Here is a 22,000-nt window from a genome sequence, read left to right as displayed (position 1 = left end):
TCGGAGTGCGGAATCACAGGTTTTCCACCCCGCTGTGGCGGGGCGAAAAAATGGCCGGCTCCGGGCCCGGAGCCCACCGCCGGCCAACAACTGCCCTCTTGAGGAGGTTGGGGATTTCTTACAGCTTCTGCTTGCTCTCGTTGCCGGGGATATACGGGCTCCACGGCTGGGCGCGGATCGGGCCCTTGGTCTTCCACACCACGTTGAACTGGCCGTCGGCTTTGATCTCGCCGATGAAGACCGGCTTGTGCAGGTGGTGGTTGGTCTCGTCCATCTTGAGCGTGAAGCCGGACGGGGCCTTGAAGGTCTGGCCGCCCATCGCGGCGATAACCTTGTCGGTGTCGGTGGACTTGGCCTTTTCGACGGCCTGGGCCCACATGTGGATGCCGACGTAGGTGGCTTCCATCGGGTCGTTGGTGACCACGGTGTCGGCCTTCGGCAGCTTGGCCTTCTTGGCCCAGTCGCGGTACATCTTGATGAACTTGTCGTTGTCGGGGTTCTTCACCGACATGAAGTAGTTCCACGCCGCCAGATGGCCGACCAGCGGCTTGGCATCGACGCCGCGCAGTTCTTCCTCACCCACCGAGAAGGCCACCACCGGCACGTCCTTGGCCTTCAGGCCGGCGTTGCCCAGTTCCTTGTAGAAAGGCACGTTGGAGTCGCCGTTGATCGTCGAGATCACCGCGGTCTTCTTGCCCTCGCCGGCGAACTTCTTGATCTTGGCGATGATGGTCTGGTAATCGGAATGGCCGAAGGGGGTGTATTCCTCCATGATGTCCGCATCGGCGACGCCCTTGCTCTTGAGGAAGGCGCGCAGGATCTTGTTGGTGGTGCGCGGATAGACGTAATCGGTGCCGAGCAGCACGAAGCGCTTGGCCGAGCCGCCTTCCTTGCTCATCAGGTATTCCACCGCCGGGATGGCCTGCTGGTTGGGCGCCGCGCCGGTGTAGAAGACGTTCTTCTCGAGTTCCTCGCCCTCGTACTGCACCGGGTAGAACAGCAGGCCGTTGAGTTCCTTGTAGACCGGCAGCACCGACTTGCGGGACACCGAGGTCCAGCAGCCGAAGGTCACCGCGACCTTGTCCTGGGACAGCAGCTGGCGCGCCTTCTCGGCAAACTTCGGCCAGTCGGAGGCCGGATCGACGACGACCGGCTCGAGCTTCTTGCCGAGCACGCCGCCCTTGGCGTTGATTTCCTCGATGGTCATCAGCGCGGTTTCCTTGAGGGCGGTCTCGGAGATCGCCATCGTGCCGGACAGGGAGTGCAGGATGCCGACCTTGATGGTGTCGGCCGCGTAGGCGCTGGAAGCGATGCCGCCCATCGCGGCGATGGAGGCGGAGATGACGGCAGCCTTGAGGAAGGAACGACGGTTTTGCATCGATGACTCCTTGGTATCAGTTGGGTTTGTCTAATGCGGTGCAGCAATGGAACGCAGATTACGGAGCTCGCCCGATCCCCGGAATACGTCAGATTGCGTAGGTCCTGCGTAGTCACTGCGTACGCCCCGGCAAAACCCGCAAAAGCCCACCAACGCTGGCGCTGCGGCAAATGCCCTCCTATAACGGACGCATGTATCCCGCAAACCCGAAGGAGTTTTTCATGCCCCGCATCCTCGTCTTCGCCGGCAGCAGCCGCCAGGCATCCCTCAATCGCAAGCTGGCCAAGGTGGCCGCGCAAGCCCTGACCGACCTGGGTGGAGACGTCACGCTGATCGAACTGGCCGACTATCCGATGCCGATCTACAACGGCGACCTGGAGGCGGCCGAGGGCATCCCGCCGGCCGCGCGCAAGCTGAAGGCCTTGTTCAAGGAACACCACGCGCTGGTGATCGCCTCGCCGGAGAACAACTCATCGATGAGTTCCCTGCTGAAGAACACCCTCGACTGGATCTCCCGCGCCGATGGCGACGAGAGCGGCCTCGTGCCCTACCGGGACAAGATCGCGCTGCTGCTCGCCGCCTCGCCCGGTGCGCTCGGCGGCATGCGCGGGCTGAAGCATCTGCGCGATTCGCTGGAAGGCCTCGGCGTGCTGGTGCTGCCGCAAACCCTGGCGGTCAGCCACGCCGACCAGGCCTTCGACGCCGACGGGCAACTGGACGAAGCCCGCAGCAAGACCCTGCGCACTCTGGCCGGCAAGCTGCTGATCGTCAGCGGTGCGCTGGGCGGCTGACGGCGGGCCGGGCTCGGCTAGAATCGAGGCAAGTCATTCCGCATTGCCCGGCGCCGCACTGGCGCGGGCACACCATACGCCATGTTCGCTCCATCCCGCCCGATCTACCCCGTTGCCGGTATCCGCGCCATCGAGGCGCTGGCCATCCCCGGCGCCGAACCCCCGCTGATGGAGCGCGCCGGCGCGGCCGCCGCCATGCTGGCCGCCCGCCTCGCCACCGGCGCCGGGCCGGTGCTGATCGCCTGCGGACCGGGCAACAACGGCGGTGACGGTTTCGTGATGGCCCGCGTGCTGCGGGGTGTCGGGCGCCGGGTCGAAGTCGCCTTCGCCGGCGACCCGGCCCGCCTGCCCGCCGACGCCGCTGCCGCCCGTGCCTCGTGGCTGGCCGCCGGCGGCACGACCCACACAGAGCTGCCGCCCGCTCCGCCGGAAGGCTGGGCACTGGTGGTGGACGCGCTGTTCGGCATCGGCCTGCAGCGCCCCCTCGAAGGCCGCTACGCCGACTGGATCGAAGCCCTCAACGCCCAGCCCTGCCCGCGCCTGGCGGTGGACATCCCGAGCGGACTCGACGCCGACAGCGGGCGCCACCTGGGGCCGTGCTTTGCGGCAACTCACACGCTCACTTTCATCGCCCTCAAACCCGGCCTGCTGACGCTGGACGGGCCCGACCAGTGCGGCGAGGTCCACCTCGCCCCCATCGACGTCGCGGCAGAAGCGCTGGCCCCGGCACCCGGCCGCGAGATTTCGCCGGCGCTGTTCGCAGCCCGCCTGCAGCCGCGCCTGCGCAACAGCCACAAGGGCAGCTACGGTGACGCGGCGCTGATCGGCGGTGCGCCGGGCATGGTCGGCGCCGCCGTGCTGGCCGGGCGGGCGGCCGCCCACCTGGGCGCCGGCCGGGTGCTGCTCGGCCTGCTCGACCCGGGCGCGCTGGCGGTGGACATCCTGCGCCCGGAGCTGATGTTCCGCGCCGCCGCCGAGCTGCTGGCCGACCCCGCCATCGGCGCCTTCGCGGTCGGCCCCGGCCTCGGCCAGTCCGACGCGGCCCGCGCCCTCGTACACGACGCGGTGCAGCGCGCCACACCGCTGGTCCTCGACGCCGATGCCCTCAACCTGGTGGCCCGCGACACCGAACTGCAACAGGCCGTCGCCCGCCGCAGCGCACCGACGCTGCTGACGCCCCACCCCGCCGAAGCCGCCCGCCTGCTGGCGTGCACGACACCCGACGTACAGGCGGACCGGCTCGCCGCCGCCGTCCGGCTGGCCGCGCAGCTCAGTGCGTGGGTCGTGCTGAAGGGCTGCGGCAGCGTGGTCGCCAGCCCCGACGGCACCTGGTGGATCAACACCAGCGGCAACCCGGCGATGGCCACCGCCGGCATGGGCGACGTGCTGAGCGGCATCCTCGCCGCGCTGCTGGCCCGCGGCTGGGACGCCCGCGACGCACTGCTGGCCGGCGTACATCTGCACGGTCTGGCCGGCGACGCGTGCTGCGCGGAGCTGGGCCTGGACAGCGGCCTGCTCGCCGACGAAGTCGCCCCCGCCGCCAGGCGCTGCTTCAACGACTGGGTCCGCGGCGGGGCCTGATCCGCCGCCCTTTCACCCCCATTTCGCCCCTATTTCGCCCCCGTCCGACCACCCAACCCAGCATCCCGACGGAACCTCGGCGCACCGGCATACACCAATGCCGTTCCAGCCGTTTCCGCCAACCGCAACCCGAACCCGTGACTCACCCTCCCCAACGCCCTCTGCTGGGCATCGGCCTGACCCTGCTCGCCGTCGTACTGTTCTCGACGCTGGACGTATCCACCAAATACCTCAGCCAGCGCTTCCCGGTGCCGCTGCTGGTGTGGGCCCGCTACACCGTGCACCTGTTGCTGATGGTGGTCTTCCTCGGCCCGCGGCTACGCAGCCGCCTGTTCGTCACCCGCCATCCGATGCAGCACGTGCTGCGCTCGGCGCTGCTGCTGATCACCAGCCTGGGCGGCGTCGCCGCCTTCCAGCGCATGCCGCTGGCCGAAACCACGGCGATCATCTTCGCGTCGCCGGTGATCGTCGTGCTGCTGGCCCGCCCCTTCCTCGGCGAGCGCATCGGCGCGCTGCGCTGGCTGGCGGTGCTGCTCGGCTTCGGCGGCGTACTGATGGTCGCCCGGCCGGGCAGCGGCCTGGTGACCGACGGTGTGATCTACGCACTGGTATCGGCCGGTGCGTATGCGCTGTATCAACTGCTGACCCGCCGCATGGCGGCCACCGAGAGCCCGGTGACGCTGCTGTTCTACACCGCGCTGATCGGCTGCGGCGCGATGAGCCTCGTCATCCCGTGGCTGGACCACGGCCCCACGCCGTCCGGCACTGATTACACGATGATGGCGCTGGTGGGCCTGCTCGCCGGCAGCGGTCACTTCCTGCTCACCCGCGCCTTCCGCGAAGCCCCCGCGTCGCTGCTGTCGCCGATGCTCTACGGCCAGCTGCTGTGGTCCATGCTGTTCGGCTGGCTGGTCTTCCAGCACCTGCCCGACACCGTCGCGCTGGCCGGCATGCTGGTCATCGGCACGGCCGGCGTGCTGATCGCCGTCGACGGCCAGCGCCGCAGCAGCGCCTAGGCACGTCCGGGCTGGCGCTTGTGGGAGCAGGCGCCTTCGCCCGCGGACTGCACTGATCCGACCAGGGGCACAGGAATTCGCCCCCCGGCGCTGCGGAGCTCCTTGAAAAGACCCGCCCAACGCGCCTTTCAGCGCGCCTTCAGCGCCTCGACGGCCGGCGGATAGCGGCCGGCGGCGGAAGCCTTCAACCAGCGCAGGGCCTCGTCCGGATTGCGAGCCTGGCCGGCGCCGGTGTCGAGCATCACCGACAGCGCGTACTGCCCTTCCGGCTCGCCGGCCTCGGCGGCCCGGCGGAACAGGCGCGCCGCCTCGTCGAGATTGCGCGGCACGCCGCGACCGGCCTCGTACAGCCAGGCCAGGCGGGTCAGCCCGCGGGCATCGCCGGCGTCGGCGATCGCCCGGTAGGCACTGAGCGCGTCGGGCAGACTGCCATCCGCCTCCAGCCGGCGGGCCTGGGCAAGCCGCTTGTCCGCCGCGCTCACCGGGCGGGCCGCGGGACCGTCGAGCACCGCGAGCTGCGCCGCCGCCTCGTCGTCGCCCAGGTCCGCCGCCACCTGCAGCCAGTAGCGCGCGCCCGCCGGATCCGGCGCCCCGAGACGGCTGGTCTGCAGGGACAGCCCCAGCCGCAGCGCCGCATTGCGGCTGCCGGCCAGCGCCGCCTTCTCGTAGCGCCGCCGGGCTTCGGCGCCGTCCTTCGCCTCGCCGAGCCCATCCTCGGCAAGGATGCCCAGGTTGAACCAGGCCTCGCCCATACCCTTGTCGGCCAGCGCCCGCCAGATCTGGCGGGCTTCCGCGTAATGGGCCATCTTGAATTCGGCGTAGCCCTTGTAGAGGCCGATGGCCGGCTTGCGCACCACCTCGGCCAGTTCGTCCTCGTCGAGCAGTTCCGCGTGGGCCAGTTGCGCACCGGCCGCCGCATACAGGCACAGGGCCAGCAGCGAGCGCCAGAAGGCGGCTGAAAGTCGGGGCATCGTTGTCTCCATCTGTTGTTGTAATAGGGTCGTCCCATTGTGCCCGAAGCAGGCAAAAACCCGGTCGCCCAGGTTTTTTCGAAGAAAATACAGAAAGTACTTGACGACCCTTTAGGGCCTACCTATAATGCGCTCCTCAACTCACCGGGCGGTTAACTCAGCGGTAGAGTGCCACCTTCACACGGTGGAAGCCACTGGTTCGATCCCAGTACCGCCCACCAGAATTCAGCAAATCAGGCGCCTTCGGGCGCCTGATTTCGTTTACGCCTCCGGCGTCTTCGGTCAGCCGGAATCTCCAGCTCCATCCGGATGATTGCGCCCGCCGCCACCTACCGGATTCCGAAAATAGATCACTGCCGGGCCTCCGGTGATCAAGGCGCGAGCGCCAATATCCTCACACCTAGCAGGGACTAATCCGGCTCAAGGGGCCGGAAAGGTCGGATACTCCCGCCATGGTCTCCCTCCGCCTGTCGCCCCCGCATCAGGCGCTGTCGGCAGCACGACTCGCCGTGCGTGTCGCCCTGGCGCTGCTGGCCTTGTGCCTGATGCTCCATTGTCCGCTTGGCCGCGCGGACGGCGGGCCTGCGCGCCTCGAGCTGGGCACGGACCTGCCCTACCGGGTGCTCGTGGATGAAGCCGGCCGCAGAACCATCGACGAAGTCGCGCAGTTGCCCGACAGCGCGTTCGCACCGGCGCACGGTGGCCTCGCCCTCAGCTACACGCGCTCCACGGTGTGGCTGCGTTTCGAGCGCCCGCCGGGCGGCGGTGCCTGGTGGCTCGAACTGCAGCCGGCAGTGCTCGATTCCGTTCAGCTCTACGAGAAGCATGCCGACGGCTGGCGCATGCGCCAGGCCGGCGACCACCTGCCCTACGGAACACGGGAGCTCGCCCACCGCCTGTTCGCCTTCCAGCTGACGCCGGATCATGCGCCGCATGGCCCGGTCTTCGTCCGTGTCGAAACGAGCAGCGCACCGTACCTGATCGCCCGGCTGCGCTCGCCGGACGCCTTCATCGAGGACGCCGAAAGCGGCGGGCTGCTGTGGGGACTGTACTTCGGCGCACTGTCCATCGCCCTGCTGTTCATGCTGGCGATGGTTGCCATCAATCACAGCCGGCCCTACCTGGCGCTGAGCGTCGCACTGCTCCTCAACGGGCTCTACGTGGCCGACTCCCAGGGCTTCCTGGCCGCGTCCCTGTGGCGCGAACATCCCCAGTGGGGCGATGCCAGCATCGGCCTGCTGGCATCGCTGGCCATCGCCAGCATGCTGTGGGCGCTGCGGGAGTTCGTGATCCGCGTCAGCGCGCCGCGCTGGCTGGATCGTCTCTACATGCTGGCCACCGCCTACTGCGTACTGATTCCGCTGAGCCTGCTGATGGACCGCTACGGCCCGCTGATCCGCATCGCGCTGCTGCTCAACCTGGGCGCCGCCATCGCGGCGCTGGCGCTGCAGCTCCGCCGTGTCAGCGCCTCCCGCAGCCGTGCCGACAGCGTGCTGGCGCTCGCGCTGTTCCTCTACCTGTGCGCGCTGCTGGGTGGCGCCTTGCCGGCGCTCGGCCTCGTCCCGGCCTCCCCACAACTGCTGTCGCTGCGCAGCGGGCTGTTCGTGCTGTTCGCACTGCTGGCCTGCAGCGCCCTGCTGCAGGAGGTCCGCCACACCTACGGGAGTCTGCTGGCCGAGAAGACCCGCGCCCTCGAAACCGCCGGCCAGACCGAAAGGCTGCTCGAATCCTGCGTCGCCGAGCGCACCCAGGCCCTTGCCGTGGCCAACGACAAGCTCGCCGACCGGCAGGCCTTGCTGCAGCAGATCCTCGACACCTCCTTCGTGGCGATCTTCCTGGTGGACCGCCATGGACACATCGCGCTGGCCAACCGGCGCATGGCCGAGATGTTCCAGCGGCCGATGGATAGCCTGGTGGGCAGCGACTACGCCGACCTTGTGCTGCCCACCGAACGGGAGCCCGCCCGCCAGCGGGTCCGGGCCATTCTCACCAACGAAATCCCGGCGGTGGATTTCGACCGCCAGTACCAGCGCGCCGACGGCAGCGTGTTCTGGGGGCACCTCAGTTGCCGGCCCTTCGACAAGGCCGGCGACGGTGGCGTGATCGGCGTCATCGCCGACATCAGCCAGCGCAAGGAGACCGAGGACCACGAACGGCTGCGCGGCCAGATCCTCGAGATGCTGGCCGGCGGCGCGGCGCTGCAACAGATCCTGACCGTCATGGTCACCGGCGTCGAACGACTGCACCCAGGCGTGCGCTGCGGCATCCAGTTGCTCGACAGCGAGGGGCGGCGCTTCCACAAGGGCATCGGCCCGAGCCTGCCGGATTTCTTCAACGCCGCCTGCGACGGCCTGGAGATCGGTATCGGAGTCGGCTCCTGCGGCACCTCCGCCTTCACCGGCGAACGCGTCATCGTCGATGACATCGCCAGCCATCCCTACTGGGCGCCCTACCTGGACCTGGCGGCGCGGGCCGAACTGGGGGCCTGCTGGTCCCAGCCGATCCGCTCCTCATTCCACCGCATCCTCGGCACGCTGGCGATCTACCACCGCACAGCCCATTCACCGGGCGGCGCCGACATCGCGCTGATCGAACAAATGGCCCGCCTGGCCAGCATCGCCATCGAGAAGAGCCAGGCCGAGGCCCGCCTGCGAGAAAGCGAGGAGCGCTACCGCCTGCTCATCGACGCCAGCGCCGAAGGCATCTGCGTGGTGCAGGACGGCTTCATCCGCTTCTGCAACCCGGCCCTGTCCCGTCAGCTCGGTTACAGCGAGAAGGCGCTGCAGACCCGCCCCTTCGGGGACTTCGTCGTCACCGCGGACGAGGCCCGGATCTTCCGCCTCGACAGCGGAGACAGCCCCGGCAACACGCCCGACGAGCGCCACTCGATCCGCATTCTCACGCGCCACCGGGGGGCCCGCTGGTTCGACGTGGGCCGGGCCGGCATCCACTGGAACGAGCGGGCCGCCACCCTCCACTTCTTCATCGACATCACCGAGCGCAAGGAGGCCGAGGACGCGCTGCGCGAGAGCCGGGTGTTCATGCAGGACATCCTCGACTCGGTCCCCAACGAGATCGCCGTGCTCGACCACGCCGGCATCATCGTGATGGTCAATGAAGCATGGCGCCAGTTCTCCACCCAGAACGGCCGCCAGGCAGGCCGCAGCGAACCCAACACCGGCATCGGCACCAGCTACCTCGATGTCTGCAACTGCGCCCCCGGCGCCCCGGCCGACAGCACCGCCAACATGGCCCACAACGGCATCCGCAGCGTGCTCGACGGCCGCCTGCCGACCTTCAGCCAGGAATACCCCTGCCACACGCCCCAGCAGGAACGCTGGTTCACGATGACCGTGACGCCCCTCGGCGGCGGCCGCCGTGGCGCCGTGGTGGTGCATAGCGACATCTCGGAGCGCAAGCGCATCGAGGAGCAGATCCGCAAGCTCGCCTACTACGACAGCCTGACCCAGCTCGCCAATCGGCGCCTGCTCCACGACCGCCTGGCCCTCGCCCAGGCCGCCAGCAAGCGCAGCGGTGAATACGGCGCCGTGCTCCTCCTCGACCTGGACAATTTCAAACCCCTCAACGACGAGCATGGGCACGCCGTCGGCGACCTGCTGCTGATCGAGGTGGCGCACCGCCTGAGCCGCAGCGTGCGGGCGGTGGACACCGTGGCCCGCCTGGGGGGCGACGAGTTCGTCGTCGTCCTCGGCGGCCTGGACGCCGACCAGGACGTATCCCGCCTCGAAGCCCTGGCCGTCGCCGAGAAGATCCGCCAGTCCCTGGCCCGCCCCTACCAGCTGGCGCTGCAGGACGGCGACGGCGCGGGCAGCGTCGAGCACCGCTGCTCGTCGAGCATCGGCGTAGCCCTGTTCCACGGCCTGGGCGTCAGCCAGAACGAGATCCTGAAGTCCGCCGACATCGCGATGTACCGCGCCAAGATGTCCGGGCGCAACGCGGTCCACCTGTACGAATCCATTCCGCTGCCGTCCGGCGGACCGGGCCAGACCGGCTGAGAGCCGGCCCCGGCCCGCTCAGCCCATCCCGTCGAGCAGCCCCGACACCCGCAGCACGCGCCGCTCGACGGCCCGCTCCAGCACCTTCGAGGCCGGCGCGTCGGCCAGCGTGAACCAGCGCCTAGCGCGGGTGATGCCGGTATAGACCAGCTCGCGGGTCAGGATCGGGTTGAGCCCGTCCGGCAGCACCAGCGCCGCGTGCATGAATTCCGAGCCCTGGGACTTGTGCACCGTCAGCGCATACACCGTCTCGACGGCCTGCAGGCGGCTCGGCAGCACCCACTTGACGCCCTGGCTGCCGTCGCCGCTGGGGAAGGCCACGCGCAGCTGCGTGCCGCCGCCTTCCAGCGGCAGTTCCAGCGTGATGCCGATGTCGCCGTTCATCAGGCCCAGGCCGTAATCGTTGCGCGTCACCAGCACCGGCCGGCCGCCGTACCAGCCCTCCTCCGCGGGGATCAGCCCGGCCTCGTGCAGCCAGCCGGCGATGCGCCGGTTGAGGCCTTCGACGCCCCACTGGCCGCGGCGCAACGCACACAGCAGCTGGAACTGGCCGTGGGCGGCGAGCACCTGCAGCGCCCACGTGTCCAGCTGATCCTGGGCCGCGCCGGCGGCCGGGCGCCGTTCCGCCATCTCGCGCAGGAAGTGCCGGTAGCCGCGGGGCCGCTCGCCATCCGCGGCAGCCGGCGCGCCGTTGTCGCCGTCCACCACCAGCCGGCGCAGCGCGGCCTCGCCTTCGCCGCCGAGCGCGATGCGCGCCAGATCGGCATAGCCATGCGCGAACGCGCCGGCTACACGCTCCACCGCGCCGTCGTTCACCGCCGCCGCCAGCTGGCCGATGCCGCTGTCGCCGCTGAAGCGGTGGCTGTGGCGCAGCATCGCGACGGCCTGGTCCAGCGGCGTGCCGGCGGCGTCGATCAAGTCCGCACCCATCGACTCGCCGGTGGCGGCCTCCAGCCAAGTGCGGCTGTCCGGCGTGTAATGCCCTTCGCGGGCGCGCCGGCACAGCTCGCCGAGCACCGCACCGGCTTCCACCGACGCCAGCTGGTCCTTGTCGCCGAGCAGCACCAGCCGCGCCGACGGCGGCAGCGCGGCAAGCAGCGCGGCCATCATCTCCAGGTCCACCATCGACGCCTCATCCACCACCAGCACCTCGAGGGGCAGCGGATTGCCGACGTGGTGGCGGAAATGACGGGTGTCCGGCCGGCTGCCGAGCAGGCGGTGCAAGGTCGTCACCGCCACCGGGATCGCCGCCCTCACCTGCTCGCCGGCCGGCAGGCCATCGAGCTTGAGCTTGGCCACCGCGCCGGCGATGGATTCGTTGAGGCGCGCCGCCGCCTTGCCGGTTGGCGCCGCCAGGCGGATGCGCAGCGGGCGCTCCGGCCGCTCGGCCAGCGCCAGCGCCTGCAGCACCGCCAGCAGGCGCACCACCGTCGTCGTCTTGCCGGTGCCGGGACCGCCGGTGACGATTGCGAAGGCGCTGCGCGCCGCCAGCGCGCAGGCCAGCTTCTGCCAGTCCGGCCCGGCCACGCCCGGCGCCGGCGGAAACAGCACGTCGAGGGCCGCGCGCAGGGCATCCAGCGGCAAGTCGTGCTGGCGTCCGGCCATGGCGGCCAGGCGCTGGCGGATGCCGTCCTGCACGTCCCGCTCGTACTGCCAGTAGCGACGCAGATAGACGCGCTGGCCGACGCGCACGAGCGGCGTATTGCCCGCATCACCGCCGGCCCCACCACCGACCAGTTGCGGAAAATCCAGTGCCGCCAGCCACTGCGCCACAGTCAGGCCGTCGAGCACGTCCACGGGCAGCGGCGGTAGTTCCGCGCCGTCCGCCTCACCGGCCCCTTCGGGCGGCAGGGACAGCGCGAAGCCCGGATCGTGCAGCGTGTCGCCCAGGTCCAGGCAGGCATGGCCGCGGCCGAGCTGGTGGCTGGCCAGCGCGGCGGCGAGGATCAGCAGCGGCGGCGCGGCCGGCGCCTCACGCTGCAGGAAGTCGGCGAAGGCCGCGTCCAGCGCGCGCAGCCAGCCCTGCTCGGCCCAGCGGGCCAGCAGGGCCTTCATCGCGGCCGGGTCGTCGTAGGTACGGAAAGTCATGCGGCCTCCTGGCGGCGGGTGCCGGCGAACAATGCGTCGAGGGTTTCGATCAATTCCCGCGGCGGACGCTCGGCGTGGATGCCGCGGCTGGCGGCGCGGCTGCCGCGCAGGAACAGGTAGAGCGCGCCGCCCACATGGCGGTCGTAGTCGTAGTCCGGCAGGCGCAGCTTGAGCAGGCGGTGCAGGGCCAGCAGGTAGAGCACGTACTGCAGCTCGTAGCGCTCGGCCAACACCGCGTCGCGCATGGCCTCCGGCGTATAGGCCGCGTCGTCGTCGCCGAGGCGGTTGGACTTGTAGTCCACCACGTAATAGCGCCCGTCGTGCTCCACCAGCAGGTCGATGAAGCCCTTCAGCATGCCGTTGAGTTGGCCCTTGTCGAGCACCGGCCGCGCCGCGCCGCCGAGGGTGTGGCTGCGCACCCGCGCGTCCAGCGCCGGCAGGTCCACGTCATGCACGGCGATCCAGAACTCCATCTCGGCGACGCAGTTGGCGAGGCCGGCCAGGGTCAGCGGCGGCGTGGCGCCGTCGCCATCGACCAGCGGCAACTGCAGGTAGGCCAGCATCCACTCGGTCAGCGGATCGATCCAGCGCTCCCAGCCGCGCGCCGCGCAGCGCCGGGCGATGGCGTCGCGCAGCAGGGCCGGCGCCGCGGCGACGCGGGCAAAGCCCTGCTTGGCGGCCCATTCGAACAGATCGTGCAGGAAGGTGCCGACCGCCGCGCCGCGTGGGAAATCGTGCAGTCCGCCCCCGGCGGTCTTGCCGGCCGCCGGCACCGGCGCATCGGCGCGGGCCGTGGCGGCCTCGTGGAAGACGTCCTCCGCCGGCGTGTCCGGCCCCTGCCCGGCGGAGCTGTGCAGCGCCGAATAGCTGGCGATCCACCAGCGCTCGCGCACCGCGCGTAGCGGCTGACGCGCAGCCCCTTCGACGAGTGCCGTGTCGCGGACTTGATAGCGTTCGTCGCTGGCTTCCGGCTCGTCGAACAGCGCGATGCCGTCGACGGCAGCCAGCTCGGCCAGTCCTGCATCGAGCCCACCGCCGAGCAGGTAGCCGAGGGCGCTGCGCTCCAGCCCGTCCAGCGCCGCGGTGCCGACCCAGGTGGCGTAGCGGGCGCGAGTCAGCGCCACGTAGAGCTTGCGCAGGTCTTCGCCGAGGCGCTCCCGGTCGGCCAGCGCCAGCTGGGCCGGGTCGTCGCCCTGCAGGGCCAGCTGCAGCTGGCCGTCGGCGTCGTGCCACTTGAGCGGCAGATCGGTGGACTTGGTAGCGCGGAAGCTGCACGCGAAGGGCAGGAAAACCAGCGGATACTCCAGCCCCTTGGACTTGTGGATGGTCACCACCTTCACAAGATCGGCGTCGCTCTCCAGGCGCACCTGGCGGGTGTCGCCGCCGACCTTGTCCTCCCGGCGCTGTTCGGCCAGGTGGCGGATCAGCGCGTGCTCGCCGTCGAGCAGCAGGCTGGCCTGCTGCAGGAGTTCGGCCAGGTGCAGCAGGTCGGTGAGGCTGCGCTCCCCGGCTCCACCGCCGGCCAACAGGCGCGCCGGCACGCGGAAGTCGTTGAGCAGGCGGCGCAGCATCGGCAGCACGCCCTGGCGCCGCCAGCATTCCCGGTAGGCGCGGAACTGGTCGATGCGTTCGTCCCAGGCCGTCTCGTCCCGGTTGAGGCCATCCAGCTCGGCCCAGTCCAGGCCCAGCGTTGGCGTGGCCAGCGCGGCGCGCAGCAGGCGGCCGTCGTCCGGCTCGGCGCAGGCGGACAGCCACAGCTGCAGTTCCACCGCCTCCGGGCGCCGGAACACCGACTCCTTCTCGGACAGATACACACTGCGCACACCGCGCGCCGCCAGCGCGTCGCGGATCGCCGTGGCCTCGCTGCCGCTGCTGACCAGCACCGCCATGTCGGCCGGGCGCAACCCGCGTGCTTCACCCTTGCCGAAGAAACCGGCCTGGCCCTGCTGGCCGAGCTTGAGCAGACGCACCATCTCGCTGGCGCAGACCTCCGCCATCGCGGACACGTAGTCGGTCTTCGACAGCGCCTTGCCGTCCGCCTTGGGCGGCAGCCGCCACAGGTTCAGCGCCGGCAGTTCGGCACCTTCCGCCTGCAGCACGTCGTCGCGGCCATTGGCCTCGGCGGGCAGGAAGGGCACCGGGTTGCCGGCATCGCTGCGGAACAGGAAGGCGCCGGCTCCATCGCCGCGCTCCTCGGCCAGCGCGAAACAGCGGTTGGCCGCCGCCACCATCGCATGGGTCGAGCGGAAGTTGCGCCGCAGCGTGTAATGCCGACCGGCGGTGGCGGCGCGGGCCGCCAGGTAGGTGTAGATGTCCGCGCCACGGAAGGCGTAGATGGCCTGCTTGGGGTCGCCGATGAGGATCAGCGCGGTGCTCTCGTCGTTGGCGGCGACACGATAGACCGCGTCGAAAATGCGGTACTGCACCGCGTCGGTGTCCTGGAACTCGTCGATCAGCGCCACCGGGAACTGCTCGCGGATCACCTGGGCCAGGCGCGGGCCGTTGGAGCCGCTCAGCGCCGCGTCGAGGCGGGTCAGCAGGTCGTTGAAGCCCATCTTGGCGTGGCGGGCCTGTTCGGCGGCGAAGCGCTGGGCGACCCAGCGGGCGGCGTGGCGCAGCACGTCGTCGCGGGCGTCAGGCAGCGCGGCGAGCTGGGCCTGAAGGCCGGCGATGGCCGCCAACGCCGGATGCCCGGGCACCGGCGCCTTGTCCGTCTTCCACACCTCCGCCATACCCTCGGGCGTCAGGCGCGTCCAGCCGGTGTTGAGCACCGGGCCGAGCTGGGCCGGATCGTCCCGCCAGGCGGCCAGCGCATCCAGCCAAGTGTCGTAATTGTTCTTCTTGAGCTTGGTTCCGTTGATGTGCTTGGCGTCGCGGGCAGCATCGAGCACGGCGCGCAGCTCCTCCACCCAGTCGCTCCACGGCGCTTTCAGCAACGCCAGCTGGCGCTGCTTCTCCGCCTCGGCGGCGGCCACGCAATCAGCCGGCGCAGCCGCCTCGCCCAGCAGGTCGGCGTGCAGCAGGAGCTGCTTCACCTCGCCCTGCAACGCTTCGGGCGACCCCCACCAGCCATTCACCGCGCGGGCCGCTTCCACGTGCAGCGGATACATGAAGCTGCGCCAGTAGTCGCGCACCACCTCGGCCAGCAGTTCGTCCTGGTTGGTTTCGAGGGTCTGCGTAAACAGGCTGTCGCTGTCGAAGGCGTGCTCGCGCAGCATTCGGTTGCACCAGCCGTGGATGGTCGACACCGCCGCCTCGTCCATCCACTCGGCGGCCAGTTGCAGCTTGCGCGCGCAGCCGGGCCAGGCTTCCGGCGGGTAGTCGGCGCGCAGGTCGTAGAGCAGATCCTTGCCGGGCTCGATGTCCGATACCACTTCCGCCGGATCGGCGAGGAAGTAGCCGGCCGCCTCGGCCAGACGGGCGCGGATGCGGTCGCGCAGTTCCTTGGTAGCCGCGTCCGTGAAGGTGACGACGAGGATCTCCGGCGGCGTCAGCGGGCGCCCGAAGGCCGCGCCGTCGGCGCCATGGCCGAGCACCAGGCGCACGTACAGCGCGGCGATCGTGAAGGTCTTGCCGGTGCCGGCGCTGGCCTCGATGAGGCGGCTGCCGGACAGCGGAAAGCGCAGCGGCGCGAGGTCCGCGGGAGTCGAGGAAATCGGGTTCATGCTTGCTCTCCGCCGGCGGCGGCCTTGTCTTTCTTCTTGGCGAAGGTGGCGAGGTAGAGCGGACGCAGCAGGCTGGTCGCCAGCCGCGCGAAGTCGCCGTCCTCTGCCAGCGCCGCAAAACTGGGCCAGGCCCGTTGCAGGTAGGCGCTGGAACCCAGCTCGCCGTCGCTCTGATAACCGTCGCCCTCGTAGGCCGTAGTGGCGTCCTTGCGGGCCTTGTCCATGGCTTCCGCATCCTCGCTGGGGGCGTGCTTCAGCCACGCGAAGGCCGTCTTCACCGCCAGCGGCAGCGGACGACCCTGGCCTTCGAGCCACGCCGTCAGCAGGTTCTCCAGGTGATGGGCGGCCTCCTTCGGGTCCAGCGGATCGAGCTCGACGCTGCCGGCCTTGCTGACCACCAGCGTCGTCAGCGGCCCGCCGGCCACATGGGCGGCCAGGTGGGCAACCCAGTGGCGGACCAGATGGTGACGCTGGTACTGGCCCTTCTTCACCACATCGCTGCTCTCCAGCACCACACGGCCGCGATTGTTGGCGGTGTCCGTGCGGATGCCGGCCAGCCAGTCCTCCACACGCAGGCCGGTGGCCTCGCTGAAATAACGCAATTCCTCGTCTTCGCCGGGCTCGTCCGGCCAGCGTTGCAGGCCTTCTTCGTAGCGCTGGAACAGGTCGTCCATCGGCTTGGCCAGGTCGGCGGCCATCAGCTCGGCGAAGGCTGCGGCGGGCAGTTCGCCTCGCCGGCGCAGGCGGGCCAGGCCATCCTCCAGCGCCTGCGCCCGGTCCTCGTCGGCGTGCACGGCGGCAGCCTGCAGGCCGATCAGTTCGTTCCACAGGCTCCAGCGCTGCAGACCGTCCAGGTCGAAGGGCTCCTGGTCGTCGCTGGCCGGGTCGTCCATGTCGAAATCCACATGCAGGCGCTGGCGGAAGAACTGCTTCACCGGATCGCGCAGGAAGCCACCCAGGTCGGCCAGGCGCAGCGGCTCGTCGCGCTGCAGCGGCGGCAATGCGCCTCCCGCCGCGGGCCGGTCGTCGGCGATGCGCCATTCGTTGGCGTAGGTGAACAGCGGCCCGCGCTGCGGGTCGGCCGGAAAGTAGTCCGGGCTGAAGGGCTGCAGGCGGTGCTCGACGGTCAGCGCCTTGAGCAGCGCGTCCTTGTCGTCCGGCCCTGCTCCGGCCAGCCTCCAGCCGGCAGCCAGGTGATCGCGCAGCTGGCCGACCAGTACCGACGGCGGGCGCACGGTGTTGTCGTTGATGCTGCGCCCGACCCACGAGATCAGCAGGCGCTCCCGTGCCGACAGCAGGGCTTCAAGGAACAGGTAGCGGTCGTCCTCGCGGCGGGAGCGGTCGCCGGGGCGGTAGTCGCGGCCCATCAGGTCGAAGTCCATCGGCACACGGGTGCGCGGATAGTCGCCGTCGTTGAGGCCGAGCAGGCAGACCTGGCGGAAGGGAATCGCGCGCATCGGCATCAGCGTCGCGAAGGTCACCGAACCGGCGAAGAAGCGCTGCGACAGGCTGCCGTCGTCGAGCTGGGCCAGCCAGTGCTCGCCGACCACTGCCAGCGGCAGCGGATCGTCCAGGCGGGCCTGCTCGCAGGCCTGTTGCCAGGTCTCCAGCGCCGCGTCGAGCTGCTGCAGCGTGTAGGCGTCGCCGCTGTCTTCGGCGTCGAAGAAGTCGGCCAGCAGCTGACGCAGTCTCAGGCACCACTCGGGCACGGTGGCCGGGCTGGCGAGCACGCGCCAACTCGCCTCCAGGCGGTCGAGCAGCGTGGCCAGCGGCCCCAGCAGCGCAGCATCGAGGCCGCCGATCTCGTCGTAGGGCTCGATGTCCTGCCACGCGCCGCCGGTGCCCCCCACCGCGTAGCCGAGCAGCATGCGGCGCAGGCCGAACAGCCAGCTGTTGCCGTCCAGCGCGACCGGCAGTTCGAGGCTTTGCCGGTGCTCGGCGTGCAGGCCCCAGCGCACGCGGGCGCCGTGGATCCAGCGGTGCAGCAGCGGCAGGTCGTCCTCGGCGATGGCGAAACGGCGGCGCAGGGCCGGCACTTCCAGCAGGTCCAGCACGTCGCTGACCGCCACCCGCGAAGTCGGCAGCCCCAGCAGCTTGTCGATGGCATTGACCAGCGGATCGTGCTGGCGCCGCCCCTGGTCGGCAATGCTGAACGGGATGAAGCGCGGGTCGCTGCTGTCCATCAGCCCGAACACCGCCTGGATGTGCGGCGCGTAGGCGTCGATGTCCGGCACCATCACGATCACGTCGCGCGGGCGCAGCGTGGCGTCGGCGTTGAAGGCGGAGAGCAGCTGGTCGTGGAGAATCTCCACTTCCCGCTGCGGGCTGTGGGCGATGTGGAAACGGATCGACTCGTCGTCCGGCGCCACCGCCGGCCAGCGGGCCTGCGTCTCGGCCAGCGGGCGCAGGTCGCGGACGTCGTCCTGCAGCTGGTTGAGCAGGCGCTCCTGCCCGTGGGGCGCAAACAGGTCGATGCGCTGGCGGATGTCCACGAAGTGCTGCAGGTAGCCTTCGCGGGCGGAATCGCTGTCGTGCTCGTCGAGCAGGCCGATAAAGTCGCGCCCCTGCTTGCCCCACGCGGCCAGCAGCGGATGGGCGTGCAGGTGCAGGTTCTCGTCCGACACCTCGGCGGGCATGCCGGCGCGGCGACGCTGGCGGTTGTGGGTGGCGCGCAGCAGGTCCTTGTCGGCGACGATGTCGGCCCAGAAGTGCTCGCAAGGGTTATGCACGCACATCAGCACCTGGGTCCACCGGGACAGTGCGGCCAGCACTTCGAGGGACTGGCGCGGCATCGCCGAGATGCCGAAGATCATCACCCGGCGCGGCAGCCCGGCCGGCCGGCCGTCTTCCTCCGGCCACGCCTCGACGCGGCGCAGGAAGGCCTCGTGCACCGCCGCCCGCCCCTGCCCGGCCAGCGCGCCGCCGTCGCCGACGGCCGCCACGTCGTCGAGCAGCGCGCGCCACAGGCTGGCCTGCCAGCGCTGCTCGTCGGGCAGCGGCGGACGATCACCGTTGGCGCGGATCAGCACATCCTCGTCGTCCGCCCAGGCGGCCAGCCAGTCGGCGCGGTACACCTGGTACTGGTCGAACAGGTCAGCCAGCCGTTCGGCGAGCTGGAAGCGCTTGCGCAGGTCGGCGTCGGAGGCCAGGAAGCGGCGCAGCGGCGCGTAATCCGGTGCTGCCATCACTCCCGGCAACAGGCGCATCAGGCGCCACACCAGCAGTGGTTTGTCGAAGGGCGAACTCTCCGGCACCGCGTCGAAGCCCAGTACGGCCCGGTAGGCCTGCCACAGGAAGCGCGACGGCAGCGACATGTCCAGCGCCGCGGCAATGCCGCAACCGCCACCGAACTCCCCGTCCGCGTCCTCAGCCAGCGCCAGGCGCAGCCACTGGGCGATACCGTTGCTGTGCACCAGCAGGGTCTCGGTCTCCAGCGGTGCGAGCGGGTAGCGGCGGCTCCACGTGACGAGCAGGTCGCGCAGCGCTTCGGGGTGGTTGCCATGGACCAGCATCAGGCCGGTGGGCAGCGGATTGGCGATCAAGGAGGTCTCCGGGAGATCAGGGCAGCAATGGGCTCGGTTGAACAAATCGGCGGGCGCATGCATTCGCCCCCACAGCGGAGCAAGCCCGCACGGGCTCACCCTTTGTGACGCACCGCAGCCTCAGCACTGACAGGTTCATGTTCATGACGGGGATTGAGACACGGGCGTACGACAACCCGTGTCGCACGCCCGGGAAACGCCGCTCTCAGGCCAGCATGTCGGCCCAGATGTTGTGCGCCCAGGCCAGCGCGTAGCGGCCTTCCTGTTCGCTGGCCTCGGCAGACACGCCACCGGCGCCGGCCACCGGCAGCACGGTGCGCTGGGCCGCGTCGTACTGGTGCACCGAGCTGACGTGGATCACGTGGCTCGCGTCGACGAAGCTGTAGCAGGTGTTCATCACCACCGGCGCCGGATTGGGCGCCTCGCCGGCGAGCAGGCGGAGGATCGCCGCGGCCGCCACCTTGGCGTGCTGGTTGGCCATGTGGCCGGACTTGGGCATCGTCGGCGCCGGGAAGATCGCATCGCCGAGCACATGCACGCCGGGCGTGTTCACCGACTCAAAAGTCTGCCAGTCGATGTCCACCCAGCGGCCGTTGATGAGCTTGAGGCCAGCCTGGGCCGCGATGGCGCCGGCGCGCTGGGGCGGCACCACGTTGAGCACGTCGGCCTGCACGTTCTCGAAGTCCAGCAGCGCCGTGCGGCTGGCCGCGTCCACCTCGCGCAGCGCGCTGTTGGGGCGGTATTCGAGGATGCCCTTGTAGCGGGCGAAGGCCTGCGTGAACAGCGCCTTCTTGGAGATGATCTCGGCGTTGGCGTCGAGCACCAGCACCTTGGATTTCGGCTTGGCGCGGCGGAAGTAGTCGGCCACCACGCAGGCCCGCTCGTAAGGGCCCGGCGGGCAGCGGTACGGCGCCAGCGGGATGGTCAGCGCATACACGCCGCCGTCGGGCATGGCTTCCAGCTGCGCGCGCAGCGCGACGGTCTGGGCGCCGGCCTTCCAGGCATGCAGGATGCGCGCGCGGGCGGCCTCGCTGTCCAGGCCCGGCACCTGGTCGAACTGGAAATCGACGCCCGGCGACAGCACCAGGCGGTCCCACGACAGCGTGCCGCCGGCAGCCAGGCGCAGCGTGCGCGCCGCCGGGTCGATGGCGGTCACCTCGTCCTTCACCACCTTCACGCCCCAGGTGTCGCGCAGGCCCTCGTAGCCCAAGGTGATGTCGGCCAAGGTCTTGACGCCGCCAATCACCAGGTTGGAGATCGGGCAGGAGATGAACTGCGGATCGCGCTCCACCAGCGTCACGTCCACCGCCCCGCCGCTCCACATGCGCAGGTACTTGGCGGCCGTCGCGCCGCCGTAGCCGCCGCCGACCACCACCACGTGGGCACGGGGCTTGGCGGCCAGCGCACGACCGGACAGCCCCGGCAACAATAAGCTGCCACCGGCCAGGCCAGCAGTCTTCAGGAAATCGCGTCGCTTCAGCATGCCCGGCCCCCTACTTGCGGGCGGCGAAATACGCCGCGATCAGTTCGAGCTGGGCTTCGCTGTAGCCCTTGGCGATCTGCGGCATGATCGTCGCCGGCCGTGTGCCGCTGCGGAACTCGCGCAGCTTCTGCATCAACTCGGGTGCCGGCACGCCGGCCAGCACGGGCATCGTCGCGTCGGGTCGGGCGTGGCCGTCGGTGCCATGGCAGCCGGTGCAGGTGGCGGCCAGGTTGCGGGCCAGGTCGGGATCGGGGGCGGGACTGGCGTGGGCGCTAGCGGCCAGGCCGAACAGCAGGCCGAGGACGGCGCGGCGGGGAGACAGCGTCATCGTTTCTCCATGTCGAGGCGGCCGACGCAAGATGCGATCGGCAAGCCCGCCATTGTTCCCCGCCGGGGCGCCCCGCCGCAAGCCGCGGCTGGCTTCAGCCGGCCAGCGCGGCGTTGTCGTCAACCAGCATGTCGCGCACCGTGTAGCTCTGCTTGCGATCCGGGTAGCGGCATTCGCCGGCCGGGATACCCTCGCCGTTGCAGCCACTGAGCAGCGGGCAGCGGGCGAACAGCTCCGCCGCCCAGTCGGCAAAGGCGCGCACCTTGGGCGACAGGTGGCGGTTCTGCGGGTAGAGCACCGACATCGGCAACGGCGACGGCTTCCACTGGGGCAGGATCTCCTTCAGCGCACCGCTTTCCAGGTGGGGCAGGGCCATGAAGCGGGCCGGCTGGATCAGCCCGAAGTTCTTCAGCCCGCAGGTGATGTAGGCGTCAGAGTCGTTCACCGCGATGCTGCCCTCCATGCGCACCGGCACGCTGACCCCGTCCACCAGAAAATCCCAGTCGAAGTTGCGCCCGCTGACGCTCGAGAAGTAATGCACCGCCCGGTGCTGCTGCAGCTCTTCCAGCGTCGTCGGCTCGCCGTAGCGCTCCAGGTATTCCGGCGAGCCGCAGGTGACGAAGCTCAGGCTGCCGATGCGCCGCGCCACCAGCGTGGAATCCACCAGCTCACCGGCGCGGATCACGCAATCGACGGCCTCCTGCACCAGGTCCACCGGGCGGTCGCCCATGCCGATCACCAGCTCCACGTCCGGGTAGCGGGAATGGAACTCGCACAGGTTGGGAATCAGGATATCCCGCCCGACGGGCCCCGCCACATCCACCCGCAGCCGCCCCTGGGGCCGCCGTGCGGCGTCCTGGAAGGCGGCCTCGGTCTCCTCCAGCTCGGCGAGGATGCGCGCGCAGCGCTCGTAATACGCCGCGCCGTCGGCGGTCAGGCTGACGCTGCGGGTGGTGCGGTTGAGCAGGCGCACCTTCAGGTGATTCTCCAGCCCCTGGATGGTGTTGGTGACGGTGGCCCGCGGCAGGCCGAGGTTGTCCGCCGCACGCGTGAAGCTGTTGGCCTCCACGACCCCCATGAAGACCTTCATGGCCTGAAATCTGTCCATTTTTCCGCCTCCGGCTGACGGCCTCACCAAACG

General features: G+C 70.2%; 12 protein-coding genes and 1 tRNA gene. 5 read left to right on the top strand and 8 right to left on the bottom strand.

Features of this window, described 5'->3' with window-relative positions; genetic code table 11:
• Window positions 1–118 precede the first annotated feature (118 nt).
• Complete coding sequence (gene urtA / locus AC3QL2_RS18680) at window positions 119–1,378, bottom strand: urea ABC transporter substrate-binding protein (RefSeq protein WP_493235191.1); 1,260 nt, start codon at window positions 1,376–1,378, stop codon at window positions 119–121.
• A gap of 221 nt (window positions 1,379–1,599) precedes the next feature.
• Between urtA and AC3QL2_RS18675 the strand changes: the two genes are divergently transcribed.
• The 3 genes from AC3QL2_RS18675 to AC3QL2_RS18665 all read left to right on the top strand — a co-directional run bounded on the left by AC3QL2_RS18675 (window position 1,600) and on the right by AC3QL2_RS18665 (window position 4,766).
• Window positions 1,600–2,169 carry an NADPH-dependent FMN reductase gene (locus AC3QL2_RS18675; protein WP_493235192.1) on the top strand — a complete coding sequence of 190 codons (570 nt, stop codon included), beginning with the start codon at window positions 1,600–1,602 and terminating at the stop codon, window positions 2,167–2,169.
• 81 nt (window positions 2,170–2,250) lie between these two features.
• On the top strand, window positions 2,251–3,750 hold the full coding sequence (locus AC3QL2_RS18670) for an NAD(P)H-hydrate dehydratase (RefSeq protein WP_493235193.1): 1,500 nt from the start codon (window positions 2,251–2,253) through the stop codon (window positions 3,748–3,750).
• 137 nt (window positions 3,751–3,887) lie between these two features.
• The gene (locus AC3QL2_RS18665) at window positions 3,888–4,766 is read left to right on the top strand and encodes a DMT family transporter (RefSeq protein WP_493235194.1); all 879 of its coding nucleotides are present in this window, start codon (window positions 3,888–3,890) and stop codon (window positions 4,764–4,766) included.
• 128 nt (window positions 4,767–4,894) lie between these two features.
• Here the strand turns inward: AC3QL2_RS18665 and AC3QL2_RS18660 are convergent, their stop codons facing one another.
• Window positions 4,895–5,737, bottom strand: a complete 843-nt coding sequence (locus AC3QL2_RS18660) for a tetratricopeptide repeat protein (protein ID WP_493235195.1) — start codon at window positions 5,735–5,737, stop codon at window positions 4,895–4,897.
• Between the two features lie 146 nt (window positions 5,738–5,883).
• Between AC3QL2_RS18660 and AC3QL2_RS18655 the strand changes: the two genes are divergently transcribed.
• Together AC3QL2_RS18655 and AC3QL2_RS18650 are read left to right on the top strand one after the other, a co-directional pair.
• Window positions 5,884–5,958: transfer RNA gene (locus tag AC3QL2_RS18655), tRNA-Val, on the top strand.
• A gap of 231 nt (window positions 5,959–6,189) precedes the next feature.
• Window positions 6,190–9,753, top strand: a complete 3,564-nt coding sequence (locus tag AC3QL2_RS18650; RefSeq protein ID WP_493235196.1) for a PAS domain S-box protein — start codon at window positions 6,190–6,192, stop codon at window positions 9,751–9,753.
• A gap of 18 nt (window positions 9,754–9,771) precedes the next feature.
• Here AC3QL2_RS18650 and recD read toward each other — a convergent pair whose 3' ends face one another.
• The 6 genes from recD to AC3QL2_RS18620 form a co-directional block, all read right to left on the bottom strand.
• Window positions 9,772–11,841, bottom strand: a complete 2,070-nt coding sequence (recD, locus tag AC3QL2_RS18645) for an exodeoxyribonuclease V subunit alpha (RefSeq protein ID WP_493235197.1) — start codon at window positions 11,839–11,841, stop codon at window positions 9,772–9,774.
• On the bottom strand, window positions 11,838–15,506 hold the full coding sequence (gene recB / locus AC3QL2_RS18640; RefSeq protein WP_493235198.1) for an exodeoxyribonuclease V subunit beta: 3,669 nt from the start codon (window positions 15,504–15,506) through the stop codon (window positions 11,838–11,840). The genes recD and recB overlap by 4 nt, the downstream gene beginning before the upstream one ends.
• Window positions 15,503–19,048: an exodeoxyribonuclease V subunit gamma gene (gene recC, locus AC3QL2_RS18635; RefSeq protein ID WP_493235199.1), complete on the bottom strand. Its 3,546-nt coding sequence runs from the start codon at window positions 19,046–19,048 to the stop codon at window positions 15,503–15,505. The genes recB and recC overlap by 4 nt, the downstream gene beginning before the upstream one ends.
• Window positions 19,049–19,253: 205 nt before the next feature.
• A complete protein-coding gene (locus AC3QL2_RS18630) occupies window positions 19,254–20,531 on the bottom strand; it encodes an FCSD flavin-binding domain-containing protein (RefSeq protein WP_493235200.1) in 1,278 nt (425 codons plus the stop codon).
• A gap of 10 nt (window positions 20,532–20,541) precedes the next feature.
• Window positions 20,542–20,859: a c-type cytochrome gene (locus AC3QL2_RS18625; RefSeq protein ID WP_493235201.1), complete on the bottom strand. Its 318-nt coding sequence runs from the start codon at window positions 20,857–20,859 to the stop codon at window positions 20,542–20,544.
• 94 nt (window positions 20,860–20,953) lie between these two features.
• Entirely contained in the window at window positions 20,954–21,967 is a 1,014-nt protein-coding gene (locus AC3QL2_RS18620) for a LysR family transcriptional regulator (RefSeq protein WP_493235202.1), read from the bottom strand.
• Window positions 21,968–22,000 lie beyond the last annotated feature (33 nt).

This window comes from Zoogloea sp. GW822-FHT05C07 (assembly GCF_058800215.1).
The sequence above is the reverse complement of the archived record's forward strand: the minus strand, read 5'-3'. Positions and strand labels throughout refer to the sequence as shown.

What these genes read in the sequence shown, in the direction of transcription:
- AC3QL2_RS18660 (WP_493235195.1), bottom strand. Translation starts at nt 5,737, where the DNA reads ATGCCCCGACTTTCAGCCGCCTTCTGGCGCTCGCTGCTGGCCCTGTGC.
- AC3QL2_RS18675 (WP_493235192.1), top strand. Translation starts at nt 1,600, where the DNA reads ATGCCCCGCATCCTCGTCTTCGCCGGCAGCAGCCGCCAGGCATCCCTC.
- urtA (WP_493235191.1), bottom strand. Translation starts at nt 1,378, where the DNA reads ATGCAAAACCGTCGTTCCTTCCTCAAGGCTGCCGTCATCTCCGCCTCC.
- AC3QL2_RS18620 (WP_493235202.1), bottom strand. Translation starts at nt 21,967, where the DNA reads ATGGACAGATTTCAGGCCATGAAGGTCTTCATGGGGGTCGTGGAGGCC.
- recD (WP_493235197.1), bottom strand. Translation starts at nt 11,841, where the DNA reads ATGACTTTCCGTACCTACGACGACCCGGCCGCGATGAAGGCCCTGCTG.
- AC3QL2_RS18625 (WP_493235201.1), bottom strand. Translation starts at nt 20,859, where the DNA reads ATGACGCTGTCTCCCCGCCGCGCCGTCCTCGGCCTGCTGTTCGGCCTG.
- AC3QL2_RS18630 (WP_493235200.1), bottom strand. Translation starts at nt 20,531, where the DNA reads ATGCTGAAGCGACGCGATTTCCTGAAGACTGCTGGCCTGGCCGGTGGC.
- AC3QL2_RS18670 (WP_493235193.1), top strand. Translation starts at nt 2,251, where the DNA reads ATGTTCGCTCCATCCCGCCCGATCTACCCCGTTGCCGGTATCCGCGCC.
- AC3QL2_RS18650 (WP_493235196.1), top strand. Translation starts at nt 6,190, where the DNA reads ATGGTCTCCCTCCGCCTGTCGCCCCCGCATCAGGCGCTGTCGGCAGCA.
- recB (WP_493235198.1), bottom strand. Translation starts at nt 15,506, where the DNA reads ATGAACCCGATTTCCTCGACTCCCGCGGACCTCGCGCCGCTGCGCTTT.